The sequence below is a fragment of the Streptomyces sp. L500 genome (genome assembly GCF_054551825.1).
Genome location: NZ_JBTOLC010000024.1, coordinates 13,757 through 33,011 on the forward strand (window position 1 = coordinate 13,757; position 19,255 = coordinate 33,011).

General features: G+C 73.5%; 15 protein-coding genes and 1 pseudogene. 7 read left to right on the forward strand and 9 right to left on the reverse strand.

The window, feature by feature from the left end:
- Nucleotides 1–18: 18 nt before the first annotated feature.
- Both ACX9I7_RS21305 and ACX9I7_RS21310 read right to left on the reverse strand, forming a co-directional pair.
- On the reverse strand, nt 19–3,144 hold the full coding sequence (locus ACX9I7_RS21305) for a patatin-like protein (protein WP_387576866.1): 3,126 nt from the start codon (nt 3,142–3,144) through the stop codon (nt 19–21).
- A gap of 145 nt (nt 3,145–3,289) precedes the next feature.
- Nucleotides 3,290–4,066: pseudogene (locus tag ACX9I7_RS21310) on the reverse strand (isocitrate lyase/PEP mutase family protein); the annotation flags it as partial.
- 143 nt (nt 4,067–4,209) lie between these two features.
- On the opposite strand from ACX9I7_RS21310, the gene ACX9I7_RS21315 reads away from it, so the two are divergent.
- Complete coding sequence (locus ACX9I7_RS21315; RefSeq protein WP_387576867.1) at nt 4,210–4,902, forward strand: ArsR/SmtB family transcription factor; 693 nt, start codon at nt 4,210–4,212, stop codon at nt 4,900–4,902.
- On the opposite strand, the gene ACX9I7_RS21320 is transcribed toward ACX9I7_RS21315, so the two are convergent.
- Entirely contained in the window at nt 4,899–5,750 is an 852-nt protein-coding gene (locus tag ACX9I7_RS21320) for a class I SAM-dependent methyltransferase (protein WP_459388202.1), read from the reverse strand. The genes ACX9I7_RS21315 and ACX9I7_RS21320 overlap by 4 nt on opposite strands.
- 68 nt (nt 5,751–5,818) lie before the next feature.
- Between ACX9I7_RS21320 and ACX9I7_RS21325 the strand changes: the two genes are divergently transcribed.
- Nucleotides 5,819–6,415 carry a TetR/AcrR family transcriptional regulator gene (locus ACX9I7_RS21325; RefSeq protein ID WP_459388203.1) on the forward strand — a complete coding sequence of 199 codons (597 nt, stop codon included), beginning with the start codon at nt 5,819–5,821 and terminating at the stop codon, nt 6,413–6,415.
- 45 nt (nt 6,416–6,460) lie between these two features.
- Here the strand turns inward: ACX9I7_RS21325 and ACX9I7_RS21330 are convergent, their stop codons facing one another.
- Nucleotides 6,461–7,129 carry a DUF5701 family protein gene (locus tag ACX9I7_RS21330; protein WP_459388204.1) on the reverse strand — a complete coding sequence of 223 codons (669 nt, stop codon included), beginning with the start codon at nt 7,127–7,129 and terminating at the stop codon, nt 6,461–6,463.
- A 215-nt stretch (nt 7,130–7,344) separates the two neighbouring features.
- On the opposite strand from ACX9I7_RS21330, the gene ACX9I7_RS21335 reads away from it, so the two are divergent.
- Nucleotides 7,345–9,081 (forward strand): eCIS core domain-containing protein, encoded by a 1,737-nt coding sequence (locus tag ACX9I7_RS21335; RefSeq protein ID WP_459388205.1) that lies wholly within the window; start codon nt 7,345–7,347, stop codon nt 9,079–9,081.
- A 7-nt stretch (nt 9,082–9,088) separates the two neighbouring features.
- Here the strand turns inward: ACX9I7_RS21335 and ACX9I7_RS21340 are convergent, their stop codons facing one another.
- Complete coding sequence (locus tag ACX9I7_RS21340; protein ID WP_358631917.1) at nt 9,089–9,934, reverse strand: class I SAM-dependent methyltransferase; 846 nt, start codon at nt 9,932–9,934, stop codon at nt 9,089–9,091.
- A gap of 206 nt (nt 9,935–10,140) precedes the next feature.
- Nucleotides 10,141–11,079, reverse strand: coding sequence for an oxidoreductase (locus tag ACX9I7_RS21345; RefSeq protein ID WP_459388206.1), 939 nt, complete (start codon nt 11,077–11,079; stop codon nt 10,141–10,143).
- A 73-nt stretch (nt 11,080–11,152) separates the two neighbouring features.
- Here ACX9I7_RS21345 and ACX9I7_RS21350 point away from each other — a divergent pair, with 73 nt between their 5' ends.
- Nucleotides 11,153–11,767: a TetR family transcriptional regulator gene (locus tag ACX9I7_RS21350; RefSeq protein ID WP_387576881.1), complete on the forward strand. Its 615-nt coding sequence runs from the start codon at nt 11,153–11,155 to the stop codon at nt 11,765–11,767.
- A gap of 97 nt (nt 11,768–11,864) precedes the next feature.
- Nucleotides 11,865–12,470, forward strand: a complete 606-nt coding sequence (locus ACX9I7_RS21355; protein WP_387576883.1) for a GOLPH3/VPS74 family protein — start codon at nt 11,865–11,867, stop codon at nt 12,468–12,470.
- Nucleotides 12,471–12,491: 21 nt separating this feature from the next.
- On the opposite strand, the gene ACX9I7_RS21360 is transcribed toward ACX9I7_RS21355, so the two are convergent.
- Complete coding sequence (locus ACX9I7_RS21360; RefSeq protein ID WP_387576885.1) at nt 12,492–14,048, reverse strand: amidase; 1,557 nt, start codon at nt 14,046–14,048, stop codon at nt 12,492–12,494.
- A 142-nt stretch (nt 14,049–14,190) separates the two neighbouring features.
- Here ACX9I7_RS21360 and ACX9I7_RS21365 point away from each other — a divergent pair, with 142 nt between their 5' ends.
- Nucleotides 14,191–14,946: a MerR family transcriptional regulator gene (locus ACX9I7_RS21365; protein ID WP_459388207.1), complete on the forward strand. Its 756-nt coding sequence runs from the start codon at nt 14,191–14,193 to the stop codon at nt 14,944–14,946.
- 187 nt (nt 14,947–15,133) lie between these two features.
- Complete coding sequence (locus ACX9I7_RS21370; RefSeq protein ID WP_459388208.1) at nt 15,134–16,678, forward strand: AMP-binding protein; 1,545 nt, start codon at nt 15,134–15,136, stop codon at nt 16,676–16,678.
- A gap of 70 nt (nt 16,679–16,748) precedes the next feature.
- Here ACX9I7_RS21370 and ACX9I7_RS21375 read toward each other — a convergent pair whose 3' ends face one another.
- A complete protein-coding gene (locus ACX9I7_RS21375) occupies nt 16,749–18,470 on the reverse strand; it encodes an acyl-CoA dehydrogenase family protein (protein ID WP_459388209.1) in 1,722 nt (573 codons plus the stop codon).
- A 102-nt stretch (nt 18,471–18,572) separates the two neighbouring features.
- A complete protein-coding gene (locus ACX9I7_RS21380; RefSeq protein WP_459388210.1) occupies nt 18,573–19,151 on the reverse strand; it encodes a PadR family transcriptional regulator in 579 nt (192 codons plus the stop codon).
- Nucleotides 19,152–19,255: the final 104 nt, after the last annotated feature.

The window sequence follows — 19,255 nt, forward strand, 5'->3', positions numbered from 1 at the left end:
TCGGTGTTCGCCGAAGCCTCACTCGTCAGTGCGGTGCGCGTGGTAGGAGGAGGTGCCGCGCGGCGCGCGCGTGCGGGCGAGGAAGACGCCGAGGAGGACGACGAGGAGGCCGACGCCCAGTTTGACCGCCAGGCTCCACAGCGTCTCGCGCAGGTGGGCGTCGTGCCGGTTCGCGTAGATGTAGAAGGCGGCGGCGCACAGGAGGACGAGCACGACGGCGGCGAGTCTCAGGCCCAGCCGCCACGCGTCCCGGGTCAGCAGCGCGGCCGCCGACCAGCCCGCCAGCAGGAGGAACACCCCGGCGAGGGTGAAGGCCACGGGAAGGCCGGGGACGAACAGGGACACGGCCAGCAGGACGCCTCCGGTGACCACCGCGAGGTCCACCGCGCGGTGGCCGAACCTGCCCGGGCGGGCGAGGAAATGGACCATGGCCCACACCGCGAGGGTGTAGCCGCGGAGGGCGCTGAGCACCGCGCCGACGGCCTTCACCCGGGGCGCGCCGACGGCGCTCGCCGCGACGGCGGCGCTCTGGGCGGCGGTCTCGGCGAAGAGGTCGCCGCCCGCCTCCTGCGTGATCCGCTGGCGGCCGATGTCCCCGGCGCTCTTCCACAGTCGCCACAGCGTCTCCGCCCGCATCGGCCGGCCGGCCGTGCCGGACGCCTCCGCGTCGTACTGGGTGAGCCATCGCGTGCTGTCCTCGGGGCGTCCGTCGCCTTCCGTGCGGACCGCGTCCGCCAGGAGGTGGAGTTCCTGGCGGAGGATGTCCGTCTGGAGGGCGTGGGTGACCGCCTCCACGCAGAGGCCGAGCCGGGGATCGTCCTCGGGGCCACGGCCCGTGGGGGTCGGCGCGGGACGGACGGGGACGATCTGTTCCGTCACCAGGCCCCGGCACGCGGAGGCGTATCGCTCCTGCCAGATCCGGTCCAGCCACGCCCGGTCGGCCGGGTCGGGCGCGTCGACGGCGCAGGTGCGCAGCGCGTCGACGAGCCGGCGGGCCGCGTCGTCGGCGTCGCCGTCCGTCGCCCAGACCTGCCGCAGCCGCTCGACGGACATCAGCGTCCGCGTCAGGTGGGCGGCGCCGTCCATGCGCCCGTGGATCCAGTCGTTGACGCGCCAGGAAGCGCGGTAGAAGGCGCCGAAGTGGTGCAGTTGTCTGCCCGTGAGCAGGCCGGGGTCGCGGGAGGAGACCTGGATCAGTTCGACTTCCTGCTCCAGTCCGCGTCGGGTGTCGCCGTACGCCTGCTGGACGACTTCCAGGCGGAGCATGCGGTCCAGGACGTTCCGGGTGTCCAGGACGTCCTGGGTGGCGTGGAGCAGGTAGTCGGTGAGCGCCTTGAGGTGGGTGCGTCCGGTTCCGTCGGGGTCGACGACGGTCTCCCCGTCTCCGGATCCGGAGACGCGGGACAGTGCGTCCCCGCAGCTCACGAGGGCGTCGGCCAGGGCGGCCGCCTGGGCGTACCGCCGCGCGTGCCGTGCCCCGTAGCCCTCCGCGCCGGGGTCCGGCGGTCCGTCCCAGTCGGTGAGGGCCTGGCGCAGCCGGTCCTCGAGGCGCCGGGTGCCGGCCGGCGTCGCCTTGCCGAGCTCGTCGTACGTCGCGGGTGGCAGGTCGGCGCCGGCGCGGGTCCAGTGGTCCGCCAGCTCGTGCCAGTCCGCCTCGATCTCCTCGAACACGGTGTTCGCCCGGCGGCGTGCCTCGATGACGGCGTGGCGTTCCGGCGAGCCCATGGGCGCCAGCCAGATGGCTCGTTTGAGGACGTCGGCGACGATGTCGCGCAGTCCCTGGACGCCGGTCTGCCCCCAGTCCCAGTCGGCGCCGGTACGGCCGGTGGCCTCGTCGACGGAGTCTCCTCGCGGGATGAACGACTCCGGTCGCGCGCGCCGGTCCCGCAGGACGGCGCGGAGGCGGTCGGCGATCTCCTGTTCGCTCCACCGGCCGTCCGTCTCGGCGGGCTGTCCGGCGGTCAGCCAGGCGCTGATGGTGTCGGCGGCGTGCTCGATCCGGGTCTCGAGGTAGCCCTGCCATGCCGCTTCCGAGAGCTGTCGCGCCGCCCCGGTCAGGGCGTACGCGAACCGGGCGCGGGCCCGGCGCCGGCGCCGGGTGTCCTCGTTGCGGACCTGGATCTCGGTGAGCTCGCGGGAGACCGAGTCGGTCGAGCGCAGCCGGGTCAGCACGCCGAGGAGGACGTCGGGCGCGCGCGGGGGCGGGGGCGGCGTCCCGGCGGGTGCGGGGGCGGGAGTCGGGGTGGTGGTCGGCGGTGGTGCTTCCGACGGGTCGGGCACGACGTAGGCGAGGAGCCGGCGGACCTGTGCCTGCGCGGTCTGCCGGTAGACGGCCTCAAGGGCGGGGCGGACGGGTTTGTTGAGCAGGATCCCGCCGTCGACGACGAACTGCGGGACACGGAAGTTCGCGTGCCCGGCCGTCGAGGGCCAGGGGCCGTCGGCCGGGCCCGCGTCGACGTCCACCCACTGCGGCGCGAACGCGGCGGGGAAGGAGGAGGTGCAGCGTGCCGCGACGGCGAGCCGGTCGATCACCCCGTCGTCCTGGAGGTCGGCGGCGTGGTCCGTGGCTCCGGCCCGCGAGGCGAACCGGAAGCGGGCGTCGTGGTCGACTTCGGTGATGCGCACGCCCGTGTCGTCGCAGAAGGAGCTGTGCCGGCCGCGCCACAGCGTGCCGGTGAGGATGAGCTCGACGGGCCGTCGGCCGGACCGCCCGTCGTCGGCGCCGGCCCGGGACGGGGAGGTGGCGACGTCGCGGAGGGCGTTGCGGAGCTCGTCGAGGAAGTAGTCCCCGCTGAGGAGGGAGACGGGTTGCCGTTGGAGGGGGCTCTGCAGCAGCTTGCCGAGCGCGCCCTTGTCCCGCCACAGGCCGCTCAGGGGCGTGATGTCCTTCTCGCGGGCGAGGCCGAGGGCGAGGAAGGCGCCGTTGAGCCCGCCGGCGGAGGTTCCGGCGATGACGTCCACGCGCGCGTCGGCGCGCAGCACGTCGAGCAGCGGCCGGTAGACCGGCTCGTCCCAGCGGCGGGCCATCGCGAGGTGGTGCAGTTCGACGGCGACCCCGCCGATCCAGACGGCCAGGCTCACCCCGCCGTTCATGACCACGGCCAGCCGGATGTCCTGCCGGTCGATGTCGTCGGTCTCCGCCACTTCTCCTCAGCTCCCTGCCGCTCGACCGGCCGCCGCCTCCTTCAGCCGACTCCTTCAGCTGATCCCTTCAGCTGAGCATGGCGCCTCGCCGATCGCCCGTACGTCGGCCGTGTCGCGACGCCGACCGCACCCGCACGGCTGGTCGTCAAACGGTTCCCGGGGCGGCCGCCGCCAGCGCCTGGGCTTGCGCGTAGGACAGGGACGTGAGGTCCGCCGGCCGGCCGTCGCGGATCGCGGTCGCCGTGGCCACGGCCGTGGTCAGGGCCCTGCGGTAGAGCAGCGAGCCCAGGCTGACCCGGCGCACGCCCAGCGCGGCCAGGTCGGCGAGCGTGGGGCCGGTGGGCGTGTAGAGGATGTTCAGCGGGACGGTCAGGGTCGCCGTCAGGGCGGCGATGCCGTCCGGGTCCGAGAGTCCCGGTACGAACACCCCGTCCGCTCCGGCCCGCTCGTAGACCGCGAGGCGTGCCGCGGTCTCGTCCTCCCGGTGTCCGAGCCAGTGGGTGTCGGTGCGGGCGTTCACGAACAGCGCGGGTGCGGCGGCCCTGACGGCGGCGATCTTCGCGGCGTGCAGCTCGACGGGGGCGAGGGTGCCGTCCGGGCGGCCGTCCTCCAGGTTGATTCCGGCGGCGCCCGCCGCGTGGAGTTCGCGGGCCAGCTCGGCGACGTCCTCCGGGTCGTCGCTGAAGCCCCCTTCGGCGTCCACGGAGAACAGGAAGGAGCCCTGTCCGAGCCGGCGGGCCAGCGCCAGGGTCGCTTCGGCGGTCGCGGCAGCCCCGTCCGGCAGGCCGGCGGCCGCGGCCACGCCGAGGCTCGTGGTGCCGATCGCCGCGAAGCCCTCCGCCGCGAGGGCGGCCGCCGAGGCGTGGTCCCAGGCGTTGGGCAGGAGCAGCGGGGCCGGCTGGTGGTGCAGGCGCGCGAAGGCGGCGTAGCGGTCGCGTTCATGCGTCGTGCGTGCCGTCCGCGTCGTATCGGTCGTCGTATGCGTCGTCGTGTCCGTCATGGTCTCGACGCTAGGGCCGGAACGGTTCGGCGCTCCCCGAACCGTTCCTGCGGCATCCTGACGTCATGATCCCGCTCGCCGAGACCGCCGCTCTGTTCGCCGACCGCACCCGGGCCGCCTTCTGCCAGGCCCTTCTCGACGGCCGTGCCTGGACGGCGGGTGAACTCGCCGCGTACGCGGGGGTGCGCCCCTCCACCGCCAGCGAGCAGATCTCCCGCCTCGTCGAGGGCGGGGTGCTGACCGAGGCCCGCCAGGGCCGGCACCGCTACGTGCGGCTGGCCGGCCCGGAGGTGGCCGGTCTGATCGAGGCCCTCAGCTCGTACGCCCCGGCCACCGGGGCCGCTCCGGCCGCCGCCGGCCCTCGGAATCTGCGGGAGTCGGTGCGGCTGAGCGCCGAGGCCCGGGCCCGCACCTGTTACGACCATCTGGCGGGGCGGCTGGGCGTGGCCCTGGCGGACGCGATGGTCGCCCGGGGCCTGGTCGCGGTCGGTTCGGGGCTGTTCGTCACCCCGGAGGGGCGGGTGTGGCTCGTGGACGTCCTGGGCTTCGAGCAGCCTTCAGGTGCCCGGCGGCCCTTGGTGCGCGGGTGCCTGGACTGGACGGAGCGGCGCCACCATCTCGGCGGGGCGCTGGGCGCGGCCCTGTGCGCCGCCGCGCTGGAACGCCGGTGGGTGCGGCGGGTCGGCTCGGGGCGCGCCGTGAAGGTGACGCCGGAAGGGACGGAGGCGTTCCGGGAGTTGCTGGGGACGACGGTCTAGCTCCTTGGCCGGGGCGGGGCGTCGGTTCGCGCGGCGACGACGGCCACCGTGGCGCAGCTCATCGTGAAGGTGCCGCCCATCGCGTCGATGGCCGTCCCGGCGGCCTCCAGCACCTCGGCCAGTGCGCCGGGCGGGAGCCGGGTGAAGGCGCCTTGAGTGGGCATCAGTTCCAGCCACGCGTCACGGGTGCAGGTCCACTCCCAGGCGTACTCCCACCGCTCCGCGTCACCGAACGCGCCCGTGTCCCGGATCGCGTCGGCGGCCTTGGTGGCGAGCGCCCGGTATCCGTCCAGGGCGCTCCGGGCTCCCGGCCGGAAGTCGAACGGCGCGTCGGGCAGCACCCGTCGAGCGGCCTCCGCGATCGCTTCGGCCACGGCGGGCGGGAGCTCGGGAACGTTCCAGAACAGCGCCAGCCGGCCGCCGGGCCGCAGTACGCGCGCGGCCTTGGCCGTTCCCGCGACCGGGTCGATCCAGTGCCAGGCCTGCCCGGCGACGACGGCGTCGAACTCCCGCCCGGCGGGGTCCCAGTCCTCGATCGTCGCCACCTCGACGTCGGCGCCGAGCCGCCGTGCCACGTCGGCCATGCGGGCGTCGGGTTCGACGCCGAGCACCGTGCAGCCGACCGCCCGGAACTGCCGGGCGACGATTCCCGTGCCGCAGCCGACGTCGAGGACGTGGGGAGTCCCGGCGCCGGGGCAGGCGGCGACGATCCCCTCCACCATGGCCCGGGGGTAGCGGGGCCGGGCGCGGTCGTAACGCTCGGCGTCCACGCCGAACGATTCGGCCACCAGCCGGAGTTGGTGAGGCCCGAGCTCGGGCTCAGGCTCGGAGGAACGTATAGTGGGCATGCGCCCACTATGAGTGGGCACATGCCCACTCGTCAACGGTCGTCAACGCTCGAAGGAGGACGCACGGCATGCCGACAGGGGTGGCCCTACCCGACGCGCGACAGCGGTTGTTCGACGCGGCCGAGCGCATCCTGCTGCGGGACGGGCCGAACGCGCTGACCAGCCGGGCGGTCACCGTCGAGGCCGGCTGCGCCAAGGGGGTGCTGCACCGGCACTTCGCCGACTTCGACGACTTCCTCGCCGGGCTCGTACGGGACCGCATCGCCCGGATCGACGAACAGGCCGGCGCCCTGCGCGCGTCCGCCGGGACGGGCACCGTCACCGGCAACCTGGCCGGCGCGCTGACGGAGTTGTTCGCGTCGGTCGCCGTGGCGATCGTCGCCCTCGTCACCTTCCGGGACGAGCTGCGCGCCCGGCTGCGTCAGGCCGGATCGGCCGGTATTCCGCTCCTCACGGAGGCCACGGCCATGATCGCCTCGTATCTGACGGCCGAGCGCGAAGCGGGCCGCGTCGCGGCCGACGCCGACGTCGGCACGCTCGCCCCCACGCTGATCGGCGCCGCGCATCTGCTGTTCGCCGACCGGGAGAACGCGCCGCCGGACCCCGAAGCCGTCCGCAGGACCGTGGCCACGGTCGTGGCGGGCACGGTACGGCAATCGCGATGACGAACGGCCCGGCGGCGGAGGTCTCCTGCCGGGCCGTTCGTCATGTCACGGCGCAGGGCGGTGGACGGCTGGTCGGATCGCGGTGCGGGCGGCCGCCGAGGCGAAGCCGAGCCAGGTGTGCCGGTTGCCCGCCCAGCACCAGCCGGCCTTCGGCGCGTCGCGCCTGTCCCGGCCGTCCCGGCCCGTCCCGTTGCTGATCCACAGAGCGGGGGTGCGCGCGTCCAGCCGCCCGTCGGCCTTGCGCAGGCGGGAGCCGACGGTCATGAAGCAGCGGCCCCGTTCCAGCGCCGCCGGCTGCTGGATCACCCAGTGGACGCCCTCCGCGAGGAGCAGAGGGGTGCGGTGTTCCCCGACGATGGCGGGCAGCGCCTCGTCGGGGCTCCAGTTCGCCATGTGATCGCCGCGGTCGAGGCCCTCCAGCACGTAGACCGGCGCGTCGGACACGGGAGCGCCCTCGATGGGCGAGAACCGATCGATGTCGGGCATGTCCTCCACGACGAAGCCCGGCTTCCCCCGGTGCCGGAGGAACGGCACCAGAGCCGACGCCGGGACCCGCTCCGGGTGGATCACGAGCAGGCCGTCGCGGGCTCCCGACGCGGCGGCCGTGGAGCGCAGTTCGTCGGCGGATAACCCGCCGAGTCGGTGCACTCCGAGATCGATCAGGCGCTCCGCCTGATCGTCGATCGAGGGCAGAGCGAGCAGAGCGGCTGTCATACGACTCCCAAGGACAGCGAGAACCAGCAAGATGACGGCCCGCCAACGCGGCGGACCGCGGAAACATTCCCGCCCGCGCGCTCAGGCGGCGGACGCGTGCCCGGGACGGACGGCGCGCCGCGTGGTGCGCCTGGTGCGCGAGCCGCCCGGCCACCTTGCCGACGCGGTACCGGCACCGGTAGACCTCTGGAGGACGGCCACAGGAAGGTCCCGCCATGCGCGAGCGCCAACCCGCCACGAGTGCCCGGTCCGCCGGCAGGCAAGCCGCTTCCCGGGCCGCCCCGGCCACGCCGCGTCCCGTGCTGTCGCCGTCCTCGGCCGGCGTCCTCGCCCTGCAGCGCGCCGCGGGGAACACGGCCGTCACCGGCTGTCTCCAGCGCCTGCGCGCCGAACGGGAGCGGCGGGGCCCCGACGGCACCGAGCGGCGCTCCGCCGTCGACGCGGTCCTCGGCTCCCCCGGGCAGCCGCTGGCCGCCCGGCTGCGGGCGGAGATGGAGGCCCGCCTCGGCGCCGACTTCTCCGACGTGCGGGTGCACACCGGCCCCGCCGCCCGGCGCTCCGCCGCCGCGCTCGGCGCCCGCGCCTACACCTCCGGCAGCCACGTCGTCGTCGGGGACGGCGGCGTGGACAGGCGCGTCCTCGCCCACGAGCTCACCCACGTCCTCCAGCAGCGCCGGGGCCCCGTCGCCGGAACGGCCGACGGGACGGGACTGCGGATCAGTCACCCGTCGGACCGTCACGAACGCGCCGCCGAGGAGAACGCCGCCCGGGCGCTGAGCGGACGGACGCCGGGCGGACGGGCACCGGAGCCCGGCGGTGGCGTTCCCAGGGTTCGACGGTCCTCCTCCCCCGTTCCCGTGCAGCGGGTGATCCATCAGGAGCCCAGCTACGTGGCGAAGGGGGGCGGCAAGACGTCCCTGACGAATCGCGGCGACATCGACATCGAGGAGCGCGACGGGAATGTGTACGTCCGCGTCTATCAGACGGTGTTCGCTCCCGTCACGGGCGACAGCGGCCACAAGGACGTCCACCAGGGCCCGGACGGCTCGATCGACTTCCGCAACCAGCGCGACTCCGCCTGGCTGAACATGGGACGTCCCTGGCGCTCGATGCACTACATGCGCACCTACCAGTGGCAGAAGAATCGCGACGCCCCGGGCGGCTTCGCCCCGCCCACGGCGCGGACGACCCCACTGGTGCGGTCCTTCCTCGTCCCCTTGGAGACGTACCGGCGGGTGACGGAGAACGCGGTCAGCGAGAAGCAGATCAATTCCGTCGACGACCCGCGCAATATGAATCAGAGCACGGACAAGGCGAAGGACTCCGACCAGTACCAGATCCGCGGGGCGTGGATGTCCGAGGTCGCCGCCACGGCACTGGCGGGCTCTCTCGTCACCTACGCTCCCGACCAGCTGACGGAGGAACTGAGGCGGGAGCCGCGGCACGGCTCGGTGGAACCGTTGAGCGCGCTGCTGGGCCGGTTGAGCATGCCGGATCTCGAGGACTTCCCCGAGTACCGCCCCGCCGGCGCGCGACAGGGTGCCGGGCTGCTGCTCCCGCTCGACCAGGGCAGGATGCCCGACGACCGGGCTCAGCGGAAGCACATCGAGCGTCTCGAAAGGCTGCTGACCGACGCGTTCCCGGACGACGGGAACACCGGGACGCGGCAGGTCGGGAACGCCCGTGCCGAGCTCAAGCGGTTCTGGGGGCGGCCGGGCGACGTCGACTGGGAGGCGCTCCACGACCGGGTGCGGCGGGCGATGAACTACGCGGGGATGCCCGCCGTGCTCGCCGAGGTCTTCGGCACGGCCGAGGGCAAGGCCGCCCTGCCGGACGGAGGCGGCTTCCGGGTCCGGGACTTCGGCGGCACGGCGGCACCGGCGGGCGCGGCGGCGGGACACCGTCGCAAGCCTCCTCGCTCCGGAGGCTTCGGGGCGAGGCGCGCGCGGTGATCGGCGGTCAGTCCCGCCGCGCCGGCCGGTCCGCCGTGACCAGGTAGTAGTCGAGGATCCGCTGCTCGTAGGCCCGCAGGAAGTTCCGCGGCCAAGTGCCCGCGGCCCACTCCCGGCCCAGCCACAGGTCCCAGCCGGGCCAGACGTGCCGCCCGATCGACTCGGCGCGCGCCCCCGTGAGCCCGGCCGCCGTGAACGCCTCCGTGAGCGCGGTCACCGGCCGCGCGATGTCCAGGCCGTTCGCGTACGTGTCGAGCAGCCCCGCCAGCTCTCCGGGCCGTCCCGGCGCGTCGTCCACGGTGAAGAAGCTCGCCACGGCCACCCGGCCGCCCGGCCGCAGCACCCGTGCCGTCTCGGCCGCGAAGGCGGTGAGGTCCGGGAAGTGCTGGGCGGCCTCCACGCTGACGACCGTGCCGAACTCGCCGTCCTCGAACGGCATCCGTTCCGCCGCTCCCCGCACGAACCGCAGCCGTCCCGGCTCCCGGCGCAGCGTGCCGGCGTGCGCGCCGCGCGCCCGTTCCAGCTGCTGCGGGTGGATGTCCATGCCGGTGACGGCGGCCGGCCCGTACTCGCTCAGGGCAAGCGCGCAGCCCATCCCCAGCCCGCAGCCCACTTCCAGGACGTTCAGGTCGCCCAGCGGGCCGGCGGAGTCCAGGACGTGCCGGTAGAGGTCCTCCTGGCTGCGGACGCGTTCCGGGACGCCGAGCGGGACGGCCAGGTCGATGGCGCGCCAGTAGCCGAAGTTGATGAACCCTCCGGCGAAGATCGTCTCCTTGCCGAGATCCGCGGGACCGTACGTCTCCCGCACCACCGAACGCATCACGGGACCGGACTGCCGAGAACCGTCTGCCACGAAGTGCCACCTCCTGGGACCGCACGCCGTCATGCCGACGTGTCATGGCCGACATACCCATCCGGAAAGTCGCGACGCGTACGGCGCCCGCGCGGCGGTGACGGCCGATATGGCCCAGCGGGCCATGGCCGGGGCGCTCGCGGGCGTGCCCGAGTACCACCCCCGTGGGTACCCGCCCGGGAGCGCACGGCTCGCACGGGCACGGCTCACACGGGCGTCGGGAACGCGAACCGCACGTCCGTCAACCGCTCCGACAGCTCCCAGAGCCGACGGCCGGTCTCGGGATCGGCCGCGGCGTCGGACAGCCGCACTCGCGTCGGCGCTCCCCGCAGCTCGGCCGGGCCGTCGGGGCCGATGAAGTGCCCGCCCGCCACGCCCGGATCGGTCGCGGCGTGGAGCTGCGGCATCGCGCCCCGGGCCGGGGGCTGGGCGAGGAGGGGGTTGCCGATGCGTCCGAACACCACGCGCCACAGGCCGACCGGCGCGCTCGTCTGCAGGTTGGTGGCGGTGTATCCGGGGTGGGCGAGCACGCTGCGCACGGGGCTGCCGGCTTCGGTGAGCCGCCGGTGGAGTTCCCAGCCGAAGACGGCGTTGGCGAACTTCGACTGGTTGTAGAAGCCCATGGGCGAGTAGCGGCGTTCGCCGGTGAGGTCGTCGAAGTACAGGCGTCCCTTGCGGTGGTTGACCGAGCTCACCGTGACGACGCGGGGAGCCTCCCCGGCGCTCAGCAGGTCGAGGAGCAGACCGGTGAGGGCGAAGTGGCCGAGGTGGTTGCAGGCGAACTGGAGCTCGTGGCCCTGCGCGCTGAGGGTGCGGGGAGGGGCCATCACGCCGGCGTTGTTGATGAGGACGTCGAGTTTCGGGTGGTCGGCGCGCATCCGGTCGGCGAAGGCGCGGACGGAGTCGAGGTCGGCGAGGTCGAGGTGGCGCACCTCGAGGCTGGCGCCCGGTCGCGTCGCCTCGATGTCCGCTGCCGCGCGGCGGCCCTTGGCCTCGTCGCGTACGGCGAGGACGATGTGCGCGCCCTGGTGGGCGAGTGCCCGGGTGGTGGCCAGTCCGAGGCCGCTGTTGGCTCCGGTGACGACGAACACCCGCCGGGACGGGCCCGGGGTTTGTTCGGTGGTCGAGTGTTGTAGCCCTGTCATGCGGCACACATTGCCCCTCGTGTCACCGAGTGTCAAGCATGAAACTAGATGACATGCATGGCATGACGCTACGATGTGTCCCGTGAGCTCCCGCCCCGAAGTGACCATGGCCCAGCGCAAACGTCAGCTCGTCGCCGACGAGCTGACCGAAGCGGCGCTGCAACTGCTCGCCCTCAAGGGCTTCGACACCGTCACCATCGACGAGATCGCGGCGTCGGCCGGCGTCTCCAAGCGGACGTTCTTCCGGTACTTCGCCTCCAAGGAAGACGTCGTCGTCCAATTCCTCGCCGGCATGGGAGCGGACATGCGCGCCCAGCTCGCGGACCGCGCCGCCGAGGAACCGCCTTCCGCCGCGCTGCGGCGGGCCGTCTGGGTCGCCATGGCGGCCTGCGCCGACCACTCCGACAGGGCACTGCGCGTGGTCCAGCTGATCCTGCGCACCCCCGCCCTCCACGCGCGGTTCCTGGAGCACCAGGCCCGGTGGCGCGACGACCTGGCCGAGGAGCTGACGCGCCACCGGGCGCCCGGCCGCGAGGACGATCTGTATCCGCGCATGGCCGCCGGGATGGCGCTCACCGCCTTCGACGCCGTGCTCCACCGGTGGAGCGACAGCGACGGGGCCGAGGATCCGGCCGGGCTGATCGACCAGGCTTTCGCCGTCATCGCCCCGGCCCTGGACGCCGGCTGAACGCGGACCGGTTCCGCCATGCCCGACGGCACCGGGACGTACTACTTGCGGACGGCGTAGCCGCCCTTACGCTCGTATACGACGTGAGGAGCCTCCCATGACCACCCCCCGGGACTTGTTGATCACCGCCATGGAGGTGGCGCCCGGCCACCCCGTGGAGGGGGGCGAGATGTCGCTCGCGCTGGCGGGAGCCGAGGTGGTCGACCTGCTGGCCGCCGGGGTCGTCACCCTGGACGACGACCGGATCGTCCCCGGCTTCGGGGCTGCCGTGACCGATCGTCTGCTGGATCAGGCCGCGGCGGCGCTCGTCCGCGAGGCGCCGTACGAGACGGTGAGCGACTGGCTGTGGCGCCGGGGCCGCGAGCTGGCCCCGGCCCATCTGGCCGCCCTGGAGGCGGAAGGAGTGCTCACGCGGCAGCGGAGCCACTGGAAGCCCTTCCAGGGCGGCCGGAGGGTTCTGGCGGATTCGCCCGACCGCCGGCGGGCGAAGGAGCGCTGGGAGTCGAACGAGCCGGTCCTCGTCGCCCTCGCGACAGCCGTGGGCGTCCGCGATCAGGAGACCGAGGACGCCCCGGGCGTGCCCGACGAGGCGGTGGAGACCGTCCTCGCGGCGGTCAATGACGCGTTGATCGAGCTGGAGGGCGTCAGGCAACGGCGAGCGGTCGAGCAGGCCGCTTTCGACAACATCTGGCGGGGGCAGTAACGGCGGCCGACAGCCGGTCGGTCAGGGGGTTCCGGGCCCCACCGAGGGAAGGTAGCGCGGTGCCCGCCACGCCTTCAGCCGGTGCTCCACCGCGGCCCCCAGCGCCAGCAGTCGGGTGTCCTGGTGGTCGCCGGCCGTCAGCAGCACTCCGACGGGCAGCTCGTTCACGAAGCCGGCGGGCACCGACAGCGAGGGGTAGCCGGCCACGGCCGCGGGGGTGGAGGACGGGATGACGTCGTTGTCGCCCCGCGCGCAGTCGGTCGTCCAGGCGGGCGGGTTCGTCGGGGCGGCGATGGCGTCCAGCCGGTGGGCGGCCATGGTCTCGTCCACGGAGCGCCGGGACAGGGTCCTCAGCTCGGCGCGCTGGGCCCGGTACGCCGGGTCGGTGGTGGCGGGCGCGGCGAGGGCCTGTTCGAAGAGTTCCTGGCCGGCGAAGCACGTGCGCTCGGCCGGGTGGGTGCGGTTGAACTCGATCAGCGCTGCGAGGTCGCGCGGCCCGTCGCGCGTGGCGAGGTAGGCGTCGATGTCCCGGCGGAACTCGCTCAGCAGCGCCGGGAACTCGAGCTCGGCGAGCCGCTGCTGGTACGGCGGCGTCACCTCGACGACCTCGGCTCCCGCCCCGCGCAGCCTTTCCGCCGTACGGGTCATCAGGGCGTCCACGTCCGGCCCGAGCGAGGGCAGCCGCCACAGGCCGACGCGTTTGCCGCGCAGCCCGCCGGCACGCGTCGCCTCGTCCGGGAGGCCGAGGAGGGCGGCGTCGCCGCTGAGAACGGCGAGGGTCAGCGCCGCGTCCGTCACATTGCGGGCCAGGGGGCCCGCGGTGTCCTGCTCGGCCGAGATCGGCACCAGGCCCGCCCGGCTGACCAGTCCGAGGCTGGGTTTGTGGCCCACCACCCCGTTCATCCCGGCGGGGCAGACGATGGAGCCGTCGGTCTCCGTACCGATGGCCACCTGCGCCAACGAGGCGGCGAGCGCGGCGGCCGAACCGGCGGACGAGCCGCACGGGTTGCGGTCCAGCACATACGGGTTGTGGGTCTGCCCGCCCACCGCCGACCACCCGGACGTCGGTTTCGCGGCACGGAAGTTCGCCCACTCGGACAGGTTGGTCTTGCCGAGGATCACCGCCCCCGCCTCCCGCAGCCGGGTCACCAGGGCCGCGTCCTCGCGCGGCGGACGTCCGGCCAGCGCCAGGGATCCGGCCGTGGTCGGCATGTCGCGGGTGTTCACATTGTCCTTGAGCAGGACGGGGATGCCGTCGAGCGGGCCGCGGGTGTCACCCCGCCGGTGTCTGGCGTCGCTGGCGGCCGCCTGCCGGAGAGCGTCCGGGGCGGTGTGCAGGACCGCGTTGATCCTGGGATTGACGGTCTCTATGCGCCGCAGGTAGGCGGCGGTCAGCGCGGACGAGGTCAGCGCTCCCTCCGCCATGCGGGCCTGGAGCTCGGGGATCGTCACCGTGTCGAGGTCGACTCCCGGGAGCGGGGGTGGTTCGGCGGCGTCCGCACGGGGATACGGCGTGCTTGTCAGGAGGAATCCCGCGACCAGCGCGGCGATCAGAGCGGTGGTGCTCCTCTTCGTCATGGGAGGTAGCCGACTACACGCCGGGATCCCGCCGCAAGGGGGCCGCGATACGGGCTTGAAGCTGCCGCGACGGCAGCTTCTACCGTTCTCATCAGAGCCGGGGAACGACTCCGGCTCATCGGAAACGTTCGGGGGCGGCGGGATGGCCTGGCCGATTGCGGAGATCGCCCGGATGTCGGGGCTGACGGCCCGGACTCTGCGGCACTACGACGAGATCGGCCTGCTGCGGCCCGCGTGGGTCGGGGCCAACGGCCGCCGCCACTACGAGGAACGCGAGCTGCTGCGCCTCCAGCAGATCCTCGTGCTGCGCGAGCTGGGTGTGGGACTGGCCGAGATCGGCCGGATCCTGGCCGAGCAGGTCGACGAGGTGGCCGCCCTGCGCGACCACCATCGCCGGCTGCTCGCCGAGCGCGACCGGCTCGACGCCTTCGCCCGCACCGTCTCCCGCACGATCGCCGATCTGGAACGGTCCAGGAAGGACGGCACACCCATGACCATCAACCGACCGGAGAACCTCTTCGAGGGCCTGGTGCCCTCCCAGTACCAGGAGAGCCTGCGCGACTTTCCCGAGCACGCCGAAGCGGTCGCTCGCCACGTCGCCGGGATGAGCCTGCGCGACATCGAGGCCGGGCAGCGCGAGCGCACCGCGCAGATGATCCGGCTGGCCGAGCTGATGGCCGCCGGCCATCCGGCCGACGCCGAGCCCGTGCAGGCCGAGATCCGCGCCCAGTACCGGACCCTGACCGCGCTGCGAGCCGTCTCCACCGACGAATACCGGGCCATGGGGCGCTCCTGTGTGGACAACGACGCCTGGCGCACCGCGTACGAGGCCATCGCACCGGGCCTCGCCGCGTACCAGCGCGACGCCGTCGAGGTCCACGCCGACCGGCTGGGCTGAGCCTCGCCTCCCCGGCCTGCCGGGGGGAGCGCGCTCACGGTGATGCGACGGGCAGGGTGGGCATCATGGGGGACTCCCTGCCGGTGGCGTCGGCTTGAGGGCAGACTGGACGGGAGCGCCAGGGTGCCGCGGCACGGGCCTCCCGTCCGGGGGCCCGTGCCGTCAACTCCTCCGAGGGGAGCCGTACATGAGCGAACACCGTCCCGCCCCATTCGTCTGCTACCCCACGGCGATCCTCGACGTGCTGGCGCGCGCCCCGGACCGGACCGCGCTGGTGGCGGCCGACGGGCGGCGCGTCACCGCCGGCGCGCTGCGCGACAACACGTACCGGCTGGCGCGGGAGCTGGCCGGGCGGGGCGTCGGCCGTGGCACGACCGTGTCCCTGCTCACCGGCAACACCCCGGAATCCCTCGTCGCGCGCTACGCGGCGCATCTCGCGGGCGCCCGGGTCGTCCACCTCTACGAGGGCATGGCCCCCTCGGTGCTCGCCCGGATCGCGCGCGTCGTGGACACCACGCTGTTGCTCGTCGACGACACCCGGCACACGGCGGCCCGGGAGCTGCTGACCGTCGCCGGGCCGGACGGAGTCCCCGCCGTGCTCGGCCTGGGCCCCAACCCGTTCGGCGAGGACGTCCTGGCGGCCGCCTCCCTGCGCGCACCGGCGCCGTTCGTCTCGGAGGTCGTGCCCGAGGACGACATGTCCATCGTGTTCACGGGCGGCACCACGGGCATCCCCAAGGGCGTCCGCTCCACTCATGGCCCGTACCGCCAGGGGCTGGAGCACCCCGTCCCCGACGCGGGCGACCCGCCCCGCTACCTCGCCTGCACCCCGCTCGCCCGGCTCTCCGGCCCGCTCACCGACAGCGCCCTGACGCACGGCGGCCGCGCCGTCCTGCGGCGGGCCTTCGACCCGGGCGACGTCCTCGCGACGATCGAGCGCGAGCGGATCACCCACATGTGGCTCCTGCCGCCGCTGCTCTACCGGCTGCTCGACGACCCGGCCCTGACCAGGACCGATCTGTCGAGCCTGAGCCGGATCACCTACGGCGGCTCCCCCGCCTCGGCCGTCCGTCTGCGCCGGGCCATCGACGTCTTCGGGCCGATCCTCTACGGCTGGTACGGCCAGACGGAGGTCCCGGCCATCGCCGAGGCGCGCCCGCGCGACCACGCGGTGACCGGGCGCGGCGGCCGGATCACCACCGGCCGGCCACTGCCCTGGGTCGAAGTGGCCGTGCGCGACACCGCCGGCCGGACCCTTCCGGCGGGCGAGGAGGGCGAGGTGCAGGTGCGGTCCCCGGGGATCATGCCCGGCTACTGGAAGCAGCCCGAGCTCACCGCCGGTGTCCTGCGGGACGGCTGGCTGCGCACAGGTGACATCGGCTATCTCGACGAGGACGGCTATCTGTTCGTCGTCGACCGCCTCAAGGACATCGTCATCGTGGTCGGCGGCCACGTCTATCCCACCGAGCTGGAGGAGCTGCTCCTGGCCCACCCCGCCGTCGCCCGCTGCGCGGTCTTCGGCACCCGGGACGCCGACGCCGCCGAGCACGTCCACGCCGCCGTCGTCCCCGCGCCCGGCCACTGCCCCGGCCTGGACGAGATCCGTGCCTTCGTCACCGACCGCAAGGGCGCCATGTACGCGCCCGAGGCCCTCCATCTCCTGCCCGACATCCCGCTCACGTCGGCGGGCAAACCCGACAAGGCGCTGCTGCGGGCCACGCTGGGGGTGTGACACCACGGGTCGCCCCGGGCCGGGGGAAGCCGCCTCGGCTCCCCCCGGCGGCACGCCTACGAAGGCGTGCTTACGGGGCCATCTCGTACGCGCCCGACAGCGCTTCGACGCGCTCCCAGACGCGCGCCGAGCGGGCCGCGTCGACGACCGGGCGGCGGACCGCGCCGAGGGCCCACGCCTGCTGCTCCTCGGTCGCGGAGTCCTTGCCGTGCAGCTCGACGGCGTGGGCGGAGTAGTCGCGGACGAGGACGGCGAACAGCTCGTCCAGCACGTCCTCCTCGGTGCCGGTGAGGGCGGCCTGCTCGAGGATCAGCTGGCCGTGGACGACGAGGGCGAAGAGCTGGCCGACGGCCAGGAGCAGGTCGAGGTCGCGGCTCTGCTCCTTGTCGGGGGCGGCGGTGGTGACGAAGGCGCACAGGGCGTCGGCCTGCTCGCGGAAGCGGGCCACGTTCGGCAGGTGCGCGTAGCCGTCGTACGCGGTGCGCCAGTCGTGGAAGCGCACCGCGCCCAGGCCGCGGGCCGGTCCCTGCCGGAAGAGGAAGGCGTCGTCGGCCGCGTCGAGGCGCGTGGGGACGGGCGCGTACTCGGCCGGGTTCAGCAGGTGGTTGCCCATGAACTTGAGGATCAGCGCGAGGTTGACGTGGACCGTGCCCTCCAGCTTCGGCAGGCCGCGGATCTCGCTCGCGGCCTGGGCGAAGTAGGTGTCCTTCTCGAAGCCCTTGGCGGCGATCACGTCCCACATGAGGTCGATGACCTTCTCGCCCTCGGTCGTCACCTTCATCTTCGTCATGGGGTTGAAGAGCAGGTAGCGGCGGTCGTCGGGGCCGGCGGTGCGGAAGTAGTCGACGGCGCGGTCGCTGAAGAGCTTCATGCCGGCGAGGCGGACGTAGGCGTCGGTCAGCTCGCGGCGCACGTGCGGGAAGGCGGTGACGGGGCGGCCGTAGAGGACGCGGTTGTGGGCGTGGGTGACGGCCTCGTACATCGCGTGCTCGCAGATGCCGATGGAGGCGGTGCACAGGTTGAACTTGCCCACGTTGACGGTGTTCAGGGCGGCGTCGAAGGCGGCCTGCCCGGTGTGGAGGACGTCGGCGGCGGCCACGGGGTAGTTCTCCAGGCGGAACTCGCTGACGTACTTCGAAGAGTCGACCACGTTCTTGACGAGGTGGTACGCCTCGTGGCGGCTGTCGGCGGCGAAGAAGACGTACCCTTCGGGGCCCTCGACGTCGGTGCGGCGGCCGAAGACGGAGACGAGGCCGGCGGCGTTGCCGTTGCCGATGTAGTACTTGGACCCGGTGGCCCGGAAGCCGCCCTCGCCGTCGGGCTCGAGGAGCATGTCGGTCGAGTAGATGTCGGCGCCGTGGGTCTTCTCCGACAGGCCGAAGGCGAACACCTCGCCCTGGTCGAGCAGTTCGGCGGCACGGGTGCGGGCGGCGGCGTTGTCGCTCTGCCAGACCGGGCCGAGGCCGAGGATGGTGACCTGCCAGGCGTACCAGTAGTCGAGCCCGTAGAAGCCGAATATCTCGTTGAGGGCGGCGATGCGGGCGGTGTCCCAGCGCTTGTCCGCGCTGTCACCGGCGGCCGCGGCGGGGGTGAGGAAGGTCGCGAACAGGCCCTCCTTGGCGGAGAAGGCGAGGAAGTCGGACAGCCAGGCGCGGGAGCGGTAGTCCTCGATCAGCTTGCGCTTGCCGCGCGTCTCGAACCAGTCGACGGTGGCGCGCAGCAGTCTGCGGGTCTCGGGGTCGAAGTGCGCGGGGTCGTAGGTGCGCGGGTTGAAGAGAAGCGGGTCGGCCATGGCTGGTCGCCTTTCCGGCTGGGGTCGGGGGTGGTGGACGGTGTGGGGTGGCGCTGTCGGTGGGGGCGTGGCGTGCGGTCCTACGGGCGCGGGGACGCGGTCCTACGGACCGGGGCGCTCGGCGGCCCGCGCCGCCTGGATGCGGCGGAGGGTGGCGAGCACGTCCTCCAGCCAGGCGAGCGTCATCCGCTCGTAGGCGATGCCGCCGCGCAGTACGACGTGCTGCAGCTCCCGCATGTCGTCCAGGTGCGCGGGGGCGTCGGGCCCGGTGAAGTCGCGCGATTCCCCCGCGAGGTAGTGCGCCAGACGTTCGGAGTGCAGCTGGTGGTAGCGCTCGACCTGGCGGATCAGGGCTGCCGGGTCGTCGAAGGCGGCACCCCTGATCTTCACGGCGAGGTCGTGCCGGACGCTCTCGGGTTCGATGGGCTCGTGGAGCCAGTCGGAGAGAGCGGCCTGCCCGGCAGCGGCGACCGAATAATGCCTCTTGTCCGGCTTGCCCTGCTGCGACACCTCGTGGACGTCGATCCAGCCGTCTCCCTCCATCCGTTTGAGGACGCGGTAGATCTGCTGGTGGGTGGCGGTCCAGAAGTAGCCGATGGACCGGTCGAAGCGCCGGGCCAGCTCATAGCCGGAGCCCGGCTTCTCCAGCAGAGAGACGAGGATCGCGTGCTCGAGCGCCATACGCGGGATCCTCTATGCAACTCGTTTCATAGGCAAGTGGCCCGAGCACGGTGAGACACGGCTCACGCCCCACGACTTACGCCCCCTCGGGCGAGGTACGCCTG